Raw genomic sequence first — 12687 nt, 5'->3', positions numbered from 1 at the left:
GAGCCTCGGCTGTCATCGACGAGGTGCGATGCGATGCAGCTCGACTTCTTTCAGCTCGCTGTTCTCGGCGACGGCCGTCATGAACGTGCAGAACGGTTGCCGACGCCGATCCGTCGGAGATCCCGGGTTGAGCAGCCGTAGACCGTTGTCCGCGAGCGTGTCCCACGGTATGTGGCTGTGCCCGAACACCAGGACGTCCGTCTCCGGGTACGCCGCCGCCATGCGTCGTTCGCGTCCCGTTGCGGCACCCGTCTCGTGGACGACGGTGATCCGCACTCCGGCGAGGACGACGTCGGCGCGTTCGGGCATCCTCGCCCGCAGATCTTCTCCGTCGTTGTTGCCCCAGCACGCAACCAATCGACGCGAGCGCTGCGACAGCGTCTCGAAGGTAGCCAGATCCACCCAGTCGCCGGCATGAATCACCACATCGGAATCGTCGACGGCCGCCCATACCTCGTCGGGTAGGTCACGGGCACGCTTGGGCAGATGAGTGTCGGTAATCAGCAGCAGCTTCATCATTCGATTGTGCATGCGGGCGGTGCGGCGGGTCAGCGAAAGTCCCTCGACCTGGACGCGACTCGGAGATCCATCAGTTGCAAGTGATCTGCCACCACGGTCACCGCACCCTCTGCATTCTGCACTTTGCCTCGAATGAGCAACGCCGGGGCGGTGATCGCCAACTTGCGGTATTTGGCCCACAGTCCCACCGAACACACGACGTTGACCATGCCGGTTTCGTCCTCGAGGTTGATGAACGTGACGCCTCCGGCAGTGGCCGGACGCTGGCGGTGCGTCACTGCACCTCCGACGAGCACCCTGTCTCCATCGGGGATCTGCAGCAACCGGTTCGCGGGAACCACCCCGAGGGAATCGAGCCGATCACGAAAGAATTGGGTGGGGTAGGAGTTCGGCGATACCCCTGTTGCCCACACGTCGGCCGACGCCAGATCGAGGTCGGTCATACCGGGCAGTGCAGGTGCTCTCGTCGATGCACCGATGCCGGGGAGTAGGCCAGGACGCTCCCCCGCCGCCGCGCCTGCGGCCCACAGGGCCTCCCTGCGAGTGATGCCGAAACACCCCAGCGCGCCGGACGTGGCCAGTGATTCCGCTTGTGCCACCGATAGTTCGACGCGGCCGGTCAGATCCAGAAACGACGTGTACAGCCCGTGCGCAACTCGTGCATCGACAATTTTCTGAGCCAGCGCGGTACCGATGAATTTCACATCCGCCAACCCCATGCGAATCTCGAGACCGTCCCCCTCGAGATTCGCATGACCGAGACTGGCGTTCACATCGGCACCGTGCACCCGCACACCATGCCGTCTGGCATCTGCGACCAAAGATTGAGGTGAGTAGAAACCCATCGGCTGGGCACGCAACAATCCGGCACAGAAGGCAGCCGGATGGTGCAACTTGAACCACGAGGAGTAGAAGACCAACGAGGCGAAGCTCTGCGAATGACTCTCGGGAAAACCGAAATTGGCGAAGGCCGACAGCTTTTCGTAGATACGATCTGCAGCCTCACCGGTGATGCCATGCAGAGTTCGCATCCCGTCGTAGAAGCGCCCACGCAGCAGTTCCATCTTCTCCGGCGATCGCTTCGATCCCATGGCGCGACGCAACTGGTCGGCGTCGGCGGCACTGAAACCGGCGACATCGATGGCCATCTGCATCAACTGTTCCTGGAACAGCGGCACCCCGAGAGTTCGGTCGAGCGCCTTCTTCAGCGAAGGATGCTCGAAGATCACCGGTTCGAGTCCGTTGCGACGCTTGATGTACGGATGAACCGAACCACCCTGGATCGGACCGGGACGAATCAAGGCGACCTCGACCACCAGATCGTAGAAGTTGCGCGGCTTGAGCCGCGGCAGAGTGGCCATCTGCGCGCGCGACTCCACCTGGAACACTCCCACCGAATCGGCCCGTTGAAGCATCTCGTACACCTGCGGCTCGGACAGGTCGATCGAGGCGAGATCGATATCGATTCCCTTGTGCTCGGAAATCAAATCCATCATGTAGTGCAATGCCGAGAGCATGCCGAGCCCGAGCATGTCGAACTTCACCAAACCCACTGCGGCACAATCGTCCTTGTCCCACTGGAGCACACTGCGATTCTCCATGGTTGCCCATTCCACCGGACAGACGTCTGCGATCGGTCGATCACAGATCACCATGCCGCCGGAGTGAATGCCCAGGTGCCGTGGAAAACCTTCGATCTGACGCGCGAGATCGAGCACGGCCCCGGGAATACCGTCGCCCTCCTGATCTCCGATTCCCGACCAGCGGGTGATCTGCTTGCTCCACGCATCCTGTTGCCCCTGCGAGAACCCGAGCGCACGGGCCATGTCTCGTACCGACGACTTACCGCGATAGGTGATCACGTTGGCCACCTGAGCGGCATGGGTGCGGCCGTACTTGGCATAGACATGCTGGATCGCCTCTTCGCGTCGATCCGATTCGATGTCGATGTCGATGTCGGGTGGTCCGTCGCGTTCGGGTGCAAGGAACCGCTCGAACAGCAATTTGTTGGCCACCGGGTCGACGTTGGTGATGCCGATGGCGTAGCAAACGGCGGAGTTCGCCGCCGAACCTCTTCCCTGACACAGGATGTCGTGTGTCTTGCAGAAATGAACGATGTCGTGGACCACCAGGAAGTAGCCGGGAAACTCGAGTCTCTCGATGATGTCGAGTTCGTATTCGAGCTGGGAATACGCCGCCGGGTTCGCCGATTGCGGTCCGTACCGACGGGCCGCGCCCTCGAAGGTGAGCCGCCGTAGGTAACTGATCTCGGTGTAACCGTCGGGCACATCGAACGGGGGCAGGCGCGGCGCAATCAACGTCAGGTCGAACGAGCACTGCCGCCCGAGTTCGACGGCCCCGCGGACCGCACTCGGATAGTGCTCGAACAGTTCGGCCATCTCCGCCCCGGACCGAAGATGCGCGCCGCCCGTCGGTGCCAACCAACCGGCCGCCTCGTCCAAGCTGCTACGTGCACGTACTGCGGCCATTGCCATGGCCAACCTCCTGCTGCGCGGAGTTGCGTAGTGCGCGGCCGTGGTTGCGATCGTCTCGAGGCCGTATTTGCGAGCCAGTGTCGCGAGCGCATCGTTGCGCTCGTCGTCGTCCGCAACTCCGTGCCGGGTGAGTTCGACGGTGACGCGGTCGGGACCGAAGCGGTCGACGAGAGTGCGCAGTGCGGCCTCGGCTGCCTCCGGACCGCCGCGCGAGAGTGCCTGCCGAACATGGCCTTTACGGCACCCGGTGAGGATCTGCCAATGCCCGCCGGCCGCGTCGGTGAGCTCGTCCATGTCGTACTGCGGCTTGCCTTTGACCCCACCGGCCAGGTGGGCGGCCGCAATTCGACGCGAGAGCCGTCGATAGCCTTCCTGACCGCGGGCGAGCACCAGTAGATGGGTGCCGTCGGGGTCGGTCGCTCCGGCTCTCGATCGATCGGTGTCGAGCGAGAGCTCGGCACCGAACACGGTTCCGATGCCGAGAGCTCTGGCCGCCTCGGCGAAGCGCACGACTCCGTAGAAACCGTCGTGATCGGTGATGGCGATGGATTCGAGGCCCAGGCGTACCGCTTCTTCGACCATCTCCTCGGGCTGAGAGGCACCGTCGAGAAAGCTGAACGCCGAGTGCGCGTGCAATTCTGCATACGGCGTCGTGGACACCACGGGTTTGTCGATGGTGCGGTCGTAGACGTCCCTCTTTCGCGACCAGGCCGGGCTGTCGCCGCCGTCGCCCTCGGCCGCAGGCTTGGGACGACCGGACAGGACGCGTTCCATCTCCGACCACGTGGGTGGTCCGTCGTTCCATCCCATCGAGACCTCCCCACTCCACATCGCCACTGCATCGAACACTTGTTCTAATGAGAACACGAGGGTCCGACACGGATCAACTAGAGTCGAGTCGCCACTGACCATTTCCACAGAGCCGGAGCACCGTCGTGACCCGTTGGGCCTCGTTCGTCGTATCGCACAAACGATGGGTGCTGGCAGTCGTCGTCGCCGTTGTCGCCGTCGGCGGGGTGTTGGGACTGAGCGTCTTCTCGAAACTGAGCGAGGGCGGCTACGCCGACGCCGGCAGTGAATCGTTCGAGGTGGCGCAGCTGGTACAGGGCATCGGCCAACCGACACCGGACATCGTGGCGATCTACACCGCACCCGACGGCGAGACGATCGACGACATCGGGCCACGCGTACAGGCGACACTCGATCGGTTCACCGATCGATACACCCTGGGCAACGTCAATTCGTACTGGACGGCAGACCCGGTGAGCAAGGAATTGCTGGTCTCGAAGGACCGAACGAAGGCGCTGGTGACCGTCTCCCTCGGGACGAAGTCGGGCGTCACGTTCAATACGTTCGGGGAACTTCCGCCCCAGCTCGAGGTGCCCGGCATCGAATCGCAGTTCGCCGGCGCCTCGGTGGTCGGCGTGTCGCTCAGCGAGACTCTCCAAAGCGACCTCGTCCGCTCCGAACTCATCGCCGTTCCCATCACCCTGCTGCTGCTCATCTTCATCTTCGGCGGCGTGATCGCCGCGGCGGTTCCGGTGTTCGTCGGCATTCTGAGCGTGCTCAGCTCACTGGCCATCCTGCGCGTCCTCACCGAATTCACCGAAGTCAGTTCGTTCTCGATCAACGTCGCGTCGCTGTTGGGGCTGGGGCTGGCCATCGACTACGGACTGTTCATCGTCAGTAGGTTCCGCGAGGAATTACGCAGTGGGTCGACACCGATCGACGCGACAGTCCGCACCGTCGCCACTGCAGGCAAGACCGTCGTCTTCTCGGGACTGCTGTTGATCTGTGCGTTCGCCGGCATGCTCGTCTTCCCTCAGGCGGTGATCCGATCCCTCGGATTCGGAGCCATGGCCGCGGTGGCGAGCGCGGCGGCCCTGTCACTGACCGTCGTTCCGGCACTGCTCGCGATTCTCGGCACCCACATCAATTCCTGGACCTGGTCGCGTACTGCGTCCGATCGCAGCGACGCACGCGCACACAAGTTCTGGGGTGGTGTCGTCACCCGTGTGATGAAGCATCCCGGAATCGTCGCCGCCGTCATCGTTGCCGGGTTGCTGATCATCGCCACCCCGATCCTCAAGGTCTCGCTCGGCGAGGTCGACTACACGGCGTTGCCGAAAGACAACCCTGCCCGTATGGCGTTCGAGACGCTCGGCACCGACTTCGAATCGACCGGCGACGGTGCCACCGTCGTTCTTCGTGGCCTGGACGGCGTCAAGCCTCAGGGCGCACCCATTGCGGCTTTGACTTCTGCAGTGGAATCCACGCCCGGTATCGCTCGCGCCGAATTCCTCGGTTCCAAAGACGACTTCGTGACCCTGCGGGCGTCCTACAGCGAACCGTCAGGTGAGCTGACCGAGGCCGAATCCCAGTCCGGCGCGGTGTCCGCATTGCGGTCGATCACTCCGCCGGACGGCACCGAAATCCTCGTCGGCGGCGGCCGCGCCAACATCGACGACGGAAGCGCGGCAATCGCGAAGTGGCTACCGGTGATGATCTCGATAATGGTCGTCTCGACACTGGTGTTGCTGTTCCTCGCATTCGGCTCGATCGTGTTGCCGGTCAAGGCCGTATTGATGGCCGGGCTAAGTTTGGGCGCAACCTTCGGTGCCCTGACGTGGGTGTTCCAGGAAGGTCACGGGGCAGAACTGATCGGCGTCACCCCAGGGCCACTCGAATCGACGTTCGTGGTCCTCATTCTCGCGGTCATCTTCGGCTTGTCGACCGACTACGAAGTGTTCCTGATGTCTCGCATGGTCGAAGCTCGCGCGGCGGGAGCGAGTACCGAAGAAGCCGTCGTCTTCGGCGCTCAGCGGACCGGACGTATTGTCACGGCGGCAGCGCTGATCCTGATCGTCGTCACCGGGGCATTCACCATCTCCGGTCTGTCGATCATGAAGTTTCTGGGCTTCGGCGTCATTCTCGCCCTCGTCATCGACGCCACCATCATCCGTATGCTGCTGGTTCCATCTCTGGTCAAGCTCATGGGTGAGGCCAATTGGTGGGCACCGGCATGGATGAAGAAAGTGCACGACAAGGCCGGTATAGGCCACTAGCCCAGGAACTTACTTGAGAGTAAGGTCGGCTCGCATGGCGAACTACATCGTGACCGGCGGTACCGGGTTTCTCGGGAAGAACGTTCTACCCCGACTGCTCGAGCGTGACGCGAATGCCGTGATCCACGTGTTGGTGCGTCCGAACTCGGTGGCTCGCCTCGAGCGACACGCACAGTCGCTCGACGGCGGTGACCGAATTCGCCCGTTGATCGGAGATCTCACCGAGCCCGAACTCGGACTGTCCGACGTGCCGTCCGACGTAGACCATATCCTCCATCTCGGGGCTGTCTACGATCTCACCGCAGGCGACGAGCAAGCCCCGACCAACGTCGCCGGCACGGCCTCGGTCATCGGCGTGGCCGAGAAGACCGGAGCCCGGCTGCACCACATCTCGTCGATCGCCGTTGCCGGAGACCATCGAGGTACGTTCTCCGAGAACGATTTCGACCTCGGACAGGGCTTTCCGACGGCCTACCATCGCACCAAGTTCGAGTCCGAGAAATTGGTCCGTGACAGCACCGTGGACTGGCGGGTCTACCGGCCTGCCGCGATCATCGGACACTCGGAGACCGGTGCCATAGACAAGATCGACGGCCCGTACTACTTCTTTCCGTTCTTCGCGCAACTGGCCAAGCTGCCCTCCGTGCTACCGATCACCGTCCCGAAGATGGGTGACACCAACCTGGTTCCGGTCGATTACGTCGCCGACGCCATCGTCGAACTAGTGCACCGAGACACCGCTCCTCACAGCGTTTTTCACCTGGTGAACCCGAGTCCGCAGTCCATGGCCGAGGTGTACTCCGCGTTCTCGTCGGCGGCCGGATCTCGAGCCAGAGTGGTCGACGTGCCCGGAGCTCTGGTTGCTCCGATTGTCTCTCCCAAATCCGGAGCGGTACGAAAGCAGCGCAACGCCGCCCTCCGTGATCTCAATGTCCCACCGGTGATGCTCGATCATTTGACACTGCCCACGGTGTTCGAGTCGGCAGCGACCCAGAAAGCGTTGCAGGGCAGCTCGATCACGCCGCCGCCGCTGCGCGCGTACGCAGATCGCGTGTGGACGTACTGGCAGCAGAACTTCGATCCCATGCGCAACCGCCGGAACGATCCGCGGGGACCACTGTTCGGTCGTCACATCATCATCACCGGCGGATCCTCCGGCATCGGCCGAGCCAGCGCCGAGGCCGCGGCACGCAAGGGCGCGGTGGTCATTCTTCTGGCACGTGGACAAGATCAACTCGACGAGGTGGTCGCCCGCATTCGCGAATCGGGCGGCACCGCCTACGGCTACCCGTGCGATGTGACCGACAGCGAATCCGTGGACCACACAGTCGAGACTGTTCTGAGCGAACACGGTCATGTCGACATGCTGGTGAACAGCGCCGGTCGATCCATCCGGCGTTCGCTCTACCGGTCCACCGATCGGTTGCACGATTACGAACGCACCATGGCCGTCAACTACTTCGGGGCGATTCGATTGGTACTGGCGTTGCTACCGCACCTGCGCGAACGCCAGTTCGGACACGTCGTCAACATCTCCAGCGCCGCGGTCCTGGGACACCCTCCACGCTTCTCCGCCTATGTGGCCAGCAAGGCCGCACTCGACGGATTCACCGATGTTGCTGCTGCAGAAACACTCTCGGACGGGATTACCTACACCACCATCCACATGCCCCTGGTGGACACCCCGATGATCACCCCGACCGGTGACAAGAACGTCGGCCCCGTGTTCTCACCGGAAAAGGCCGCCGCAATGGTGATCCGCGCCCTGAGCGACAAACCCAAACGCATCGACACACCGTTGGGAACACTCGGACAGTTCGGTGCCATTTTCAGCCCCAAGGGCAAAGACCGCACCATGCATCAGCACTACCGGAAGTTCGCCGAAACCGCTGCCGCCAAAGGCGAAATGCCGGTACCCGTCGAAGACGGAAAGGTGCCCTATCGAGTCCGACCGTACAACCCGAAGACACCGAGTGCACGTATCGGCAAGGTCATCCGGCGCGTGGGCAGACTGGTTCCCGGCACCAGTTGGTGACCTGCGCGTCACGGTGCCACGGCGGTCCACAGAGTCCAGCGATCGCGTTCGATCAGCCCACTGATATCGAACAGTCGATCGTGGAACGTGTCGGTCCGGGTGATGTTTCCTGACGGGTCAGCGTCTGAGAAGCTGTCTCGCGTGATCGCCGAGAAGCTGCCGTTGTTCGTGACCGACCGTACGGCCGCTGCTGTTCTGGCAACGGCCTTCGCCGGCTTCGTGTGGTCGGAATACAAGATGGGGATGCAGAAGCCGCGGACCGGCTCTTCGAATCGAGACAACGGTTCCGGCCGCGCCGTCGGCCGCGGCCTCGTGCTCTCCTACGGCGGAGGCCTACTGATGAGCGTGATCTCGCCGGCCACTGCCTGCACCCGCCACCGCCGAGCGGCCTTTCTGACGGGATTGGCCACCGCGGCCTTCGGGCAGGCGCTTCGGATCTCGGCGGCTCGCACACTCGGAGAGTCCTTCACGTTCGTGGTCCACACGCACCCCGATCAACCCGTGGTTCGGACAGGCCCGTATCGGTTCGTTCGCCACCCGTCCTATACCGGCGCACTGATCTGCGCTCTCGGCTTCTGTATTGCGTACGGGAACTGGCTTTCTCCCGTCATGGTGACGTTTCTGGCCGGTGGATACGTACGCAGAATCCCATCGGAGGAGGCAGCCATGCTCGAGGGACTGGGAAACGCGTACGCCGAGTACATGGCTCACTCGAAACGGTTGGTGCCCTTCGTTTTCTAACCTCGGTGCGTCTCAGCGCACCAGAGCCTGTGCCCACACACGCAGAAACCCCTGACTCAGGTACGCCAGTGAGCCGATCGCCAGTATCCACTTGGTGGTGCTGACCACGGTGGTCGCGCGGACGACGGTGTCGGTGATCTGTTCTCGGTTGTCCACCAACATCAGTCCGACGATGTTCTCGATGTAGTCACCGGCGGCGGAGACCACGGGTGCGACGGCCAATGCCGTCGTCGCCGCTGGGCTGAGCGGCGTCTTCGTGGCCAGGCTGCGTGCACCGGCCCGCAGTGCAATTGCGTAGATCGCCGGATGGACGAAATCAGGGAAATAATGGCTGCGGAATCTGGCGATCCCGGCGTCGTCCATGCTCGCGAGGATCTGCCGGTAGCGCTGCTCGGACCAGGCCGTCTGCACTGCCAGTACTTTCGGGGCAGAAGGTCCGAGCAGCCGAGCGATGTTGGCCTGCGAGACGACGAACAGTGTGGACCACGCCACCAGCTTTCGATCGAGCGCGCTCAGATGCATGGGTGCAGATTACTGCGTCAGGAACGGAAGGACAGCCGCCTCGAACGCCGAGTAACCGTCGCGATGGATGCTGTGACCGGTACGGAACGCCTCGACGCGGCAGGTCGAGATCTCGGCGACCATCGCCTCGAGCCTCACCGGATCGACCATGCCGCCGGGACCTCCGCGCAGTATCAACGTCGGAGCAGTGATGTCGGCCAACGACTTCCACCACCGCGGATTCGGCCGACGAAACTGCTCGAGGGCTGTGGCGGTCATCGATCTGTCGAACGCGAGTACCGCGCGGGGATGCAGAACGACACTGGTTGCGGCGTGCCAGAGTTCGGTGACCGACGGCAACCGGCCGGTCAACGTCGGCGGCGCGTCCCCCGGCCTGATCGGTATCGGAAGCTCTTCGAGAACCAGCCGTCGGACCAGTTGCGGCCGGAGTTGCGCGACGAGAGAGACGGCGTATCCCCCCAGGGAATGTCCGACGAGATCTACTTCCGTGAGCTCGAGGTGATCGATCAGGGCGAGCAGATCACTGCCGAACGAGTCGAACTCGTACGTGGGCGTGTGGGCACTCTTGCCGTGACCGCGCAGATCGACAGTGATCACCCGGCGACCACGCGTCGTCAGTGCCCGAGCGAAGCGGTCCCAGGTGCCACTGTCGCCGCCCATGCCGTGCACCAGAAGCACCGGCGTCGCACCCCGGTGTTCCAGCGGGACGAACGAGCGGTACGAGATAGCGACGCCACCGAGGTCGACCGTCTCCGACATCATCTGCATTCGCTCGAATGTAGCGGTGCCGCTATTCGTAGATTCCCTCCACCCGCCATCGACCTTCGTCGAACACGAGCAACAGAGCCCGTTCGTCGTCGAGCACCACCTGGGCCCGCGCCGTCGGACCCGTCGACGCGCTGCCGCTGTCCCACCACCGTTCGTCCACCGGCCACGGCCCGGCCAATCCCGTCAGTTCCCATTCCTTGGTGCCCCAGCGCAAGCGGGACGGTGGCGCGTCGAACACACCGCGATCGGTGACGCCGATTCCCGTACCCGTCCGATTCATCAGCGTCACCGTCGGACGTGTTTCGATCACCGCAGCCGGAGCAGGCTCGGGCAACCGCCCCGGCCATGGATGGGATGGATCGGACATCGGTACCAGTTCGTCTCCGAGCGGGCGCAGCGTTATCCGTTCGGCCGGCCCGCGTCCACCACTGAGAACACCGCCCAGAACCGATTCGCCACCGAGCAGACCCTGAACGCGCACCAATGCCCGGCGAGCCCTCTCGTCCTCGTCGCCGACACTGCCCCACAACCCCAGTTGCAGCTCACCGGCTGCCACCACCTCGATCGGCTCGAGCCTCAGAACGGTGATCGCGGACGTCGGCTTGTTCTCACTGCGCCCGGTGAGCCAGCCGTCGAGTTGCCACCGCACGCGATCGGCTGTTCCCTCCGGCGTCAACGGCTCGGCGCAGCGCCATATCCGCGACAGATTCTCACCGTTACCGGTACTGGCGTGCACCAGCAGACGAGTACAGGCAACGGCAGCAGCGGCGAGCTTGGTGTGCAGTTGTTCGGCCAACCCGCGACCGGCGAATGCAGCGGCGTCGACTCGATCGATCGGCGGATCGCACCGATATTCCACATCGAGGTCCGGCGGTAGCGCTCGGGCCGACGGCGGACGCTCGGGCTCGCCCCTGGCACTGCGATGCGCCAACACCGCATCGGTACCGAACCGCGACGCGACATCACCCGGAGTCAGTGCAGCGAAGTCGCCGATGGTTCGTAAACCCAAGCGGCGCAACAGGTCCACCAACTCACCACGATCGGCGGCGGACATACTCGGTTCGGCCGAGAGTTCTGCCACCGGTAACGGAGCGAGAAATCCGGCGCCCCCGCCGCGAGGCACCACCTGCGCGTACCGCGCGGCAACCACCGCAGTGGACAATTCGTCGGCAATACCGATCTGGCATTCCACACCGGCAGCCGACGCTTGGTCGATCAGCCGTTCCGCTGCCCGATGCTCCGTACCGAAATACCGTCCGACACCGCGAGCGGCGAGAACCAACAGACCCGGCCGCAGCACCTCGACTCCCGGTGCGATGGCGGCAACGGCCGAGACCACGGGCTCGAACAGTCGTGCATCGCGATCGGTATCGGCGAGAGCGACATGCACATCCGGGCACCGCGCCTGAGCTTCCCGACGCCGTAGTCCGCGCTTGATGCCCGACGCGCGTGCCGTCGCCGAGCACGCGACGACCCGATTCGCGGACGTGACGACCACCGGATGTGTCGCAGGCAGATCGGCCTGGGCAGCTGCTGCAACCGCGGGCCAATCAGGACACCACAGAGCGAGAACACGGCTGGACAGGACCCGAGTCGACGGAGCGGCACTCATGTCGAGACCGCGATCGACAACGGATTCTGCTCGTGCTGTTCGGCATGCCATTCGATGCGGCCGTTCTCCGAACGCAGGTCGAGTCGAACGGTGCGGGGGCGCATCGCCTTGCCGCGTGCGCACACCGACAATCGGACGCCGCGTAGCCGGCCACGCCCCAGCTCTCGACCTGTACCGAGACCGTCGTAACCGTGCACGGAGGCGTCCAGTCGTAGCTCTGCTCCGTCCCAGTGCCCATCGGTCACCAGCAGCGTCGAGCCCTTGCTCCGAGCCCTGGCCACCACGGCTCTGGCTCGAGTGGGCGATACCGACTGACCACCGAGACCGAGTACCACGAGATCGACACCGTCGAGCAGGATTGCCGCCACTTCCACCGGATCGGGGCCCGGATCCGGAATCAGGGCCAGCTTGCTCAGCTGTGCGCCCATTTCCACCGCGGCGAGAAGTCCGAAACGAGGTTGCCCGATGACGGCGACATGCCCACCGGCACCGGTCACTGCAGCCACCAAACCGATCAGCAACGAGCCGGCACCGGACACCGAAGCCACCGTTCCACGCACCAAGCCACCGTGTGGCAGCACGTCGATCAGCGCAGAGGGCACCGGAAGAACGGCCCGCTGACGGACCGCACGTATCGGCTCGGCCTCGCCGACATCGGAACGAGCGGGGTCCGGGTCCGAATTCTCGATGCGCACCGATGCCGTTTCGCCTCGGGAAGGCACGGCGGCCATCCGGCTACGCAGCAACGCGACACGATCCGGCAGCGACAACCCGTCGAGCACATCCGGCGTGACAGAAGCTCCCGATACAGTCATGTCACTCCCCTTCGCGGTGTGGAAAATCGAGCCGAAACATCGGTGTTCGGCGAACGCGGGAAGTGGCGTATTCGAACACAATTTCGATCTGCACTCAGTAAAGCCGCTCGGACGG

Annotated in this window: 9 protein-coding genes; 3 read left to right on the top strand and 6 right to left on the bottom strand. The window is 63.8% G+C overall.

Annotated elements, in window-relative coordinates:
• Positions 1–12 precede the first annotated feature (12 nt).
• The gene (locus ACFI9K_RS05265) at positions 13–516 is read right to left on the bottom strand and encodes a metallophosphoesterase family protein (protein ID WP_462662541.1); all 504 of its coding nucleotides are present in this window, start codon (positions 514–516) and stop codon (positions 13–15) included.
• A gap of 32 nt (positions 517–548) precedes the next feature.
• On the bottom strand, positions 549–3824 hold the full coding sequence (locus tag ACFI9K_RS05260; protein WP_462662540.1) for an error-prone DNA polymerase: 3276 nt from the start codon (positions 3822–3824) through the stop codon (positions 549–551).
• A gap of 125 nt (positions 3825–3949) precedes the next feature.
• Here ACFI9K_RS05260 and ACFI9K_RS05255 point away from each other — a divergent pair, with 125 nt between their 5' ends.
• The 3 genes from ACFI9K_RS05255 to ACFI9K_RS05245 all read left to right on the top strand — a co-directional run bounded on the left by ACFI9K_RS05255 (position 3950) and on the right by ACFI9K_RS05245 (position 8855).
• On the top strand, positions 3950–6079 hold the full coding sequence (locus ACFI9K_RS05255; protein WP_462662539.1) for an MMPL family transporter: 2130 nt from the start codon (positions 3950–3952) through the stop codon (positions 6077–6079).
• A 34-nt stretch (positions 6080–6113) separates the two neighbouring features.
• Complete coding sequence (locus ACFI9K_RS05250) at positions 6114–8114, top strand: SDR family oxidoreductase (protein ID WP_462662538.1); 2001 nt, start codon at positions 6114–6116, stop codon at positions 8112–8114.
• A 141-nt stretch (positions 8115–8255) separates the two neighbouring features.
• A complete protein-coding gene (locus ACFI9K_RS05245; RefSeq protein WP_462662537.1) occupies positions 8256–8855 on the top strand; it encodes a methyltransferase family protein in 600 nt (199 codons plus the stop codon).
• Positions 8856–8867: 12 nt separating this feature from the next.
• Here the strand turns inward: ACFI9K_RS05245 and ACFI9K_RS05240 are convergent, their stop codons facing one another.
• Genes ACFI9K_RS05240 through ACFI9K_RS05225 form a run of 4 tightly spaced genes read right to left on the bottom strand, consistent with a single transcriptional unit; the run spans position 8868 to position 12572 of the window.
• Positions 8868–9377, bottom strand: coding sequence for a hypothetical protein (locus ACFI9K_RS05240; protein WP_462662536.1), 510 nt, complete (start codon positions 9375–9377; stop codon positions 8868–8870).
• Positions 9378–9386: 9 nt separating this feature from the next.
• Positions 9387–10145, bottom strand: a complete 759-nt coding sequence (locus tag ACFI9K_RS05235; protein ID WP_462662535.1) for an alpha/beta fold hydrolase — start codon at positions 10143–10145, stop codon at positions 9387–9389.
• Positions 10146–10167: 22 nt separating this feature from the next.
• The gene (locus ACFI9K_RS05230) at positions 10168–11757 is read right to left on the bottom strand and encodes a DNA polymerase Y family protein (RefSeq protein WP_462662534.1); all 1590 of its coding nucleotides are present in this window, start codon (positions 11755–11757) and stop codon (positions 10168–10170) included.
• Positions 11754–12572, bottom strand: coding sequence for a hypothetical protein (locus tag ACFI9K_RS05225; RefSeq protein WP_462662533.1), 819 nt, complete (start codon positions 12570–12572; stop codon positions 11754–11756). Before ACFI9K_RS05225 ends, ACFI9K_RS05230 begins: the two co-directional genes overlap by 4 nt.
• Positions 12573–12687 lie beyond the last annotated feature (115 nt).

It is taken from the genome of Rhodococcus sp. PSi06 (assembly GCF_054960675.1).
This window is presented reverse-complemented; position numbering and strand designations above follow the sequence as displayed.

Excerpts from the sequence above, each read along its gene's own strand:
- ACFI9K_RS05265 (WP_462662541.1), bottom strand. The coding sequence starts at position 516 with ATGAAGCTGCTGCTGATTACCGACACTCATCTGCCCAAGCGTGCCCGT.
- ACFI9K_RS05260 (WP_462662540.1), bottom strand. The coding sequence starts at position 3,824 with ATGGGATGGAACGACGGACCACCCACGTGGTCGGAGATGGAACGCGTC.
- ACFI9K_RS05250 (WP_462662538.1), top strand. The coding sequence starts at position 6,114 with ATGGCGAACTACATCGTGACCGGCGGTACCGGGTTTCTCGGGAAGAAC.
- ACFI9K_RS05240 (WP_462662536.1), bottom strand. The coding sequence starts at position 9,377 with ATGCATCTGAGCGCGCTCGATCGAAAGCTGGTGGCGTGGTCCACACTG.
- ACFI9K_RS05235 (WP_462662535.1), bottom strand. The coding sequence starts at position 10,145 with ATGCAGATGATGTCGGAGACGGTCGACCTCGGTGGCGTCGCTATCTCG.
- ACFI9K_RS05230 (WP_462662534.1), bottom strand. The coding sequence starts at position 11,757 with ATGAGTGCCGCTCCGTCGACTCGGGTCCTGTCCAGCCGTGTTCTCGCT.
- ACFI9K_RS05225 (WP_462662533.1), bottom strand. The coding sequence starts at position 12,572 with ATGACTGTATCGGGAGCTTCTGTCACGCCGGATGTGCTCGACGGGTTG.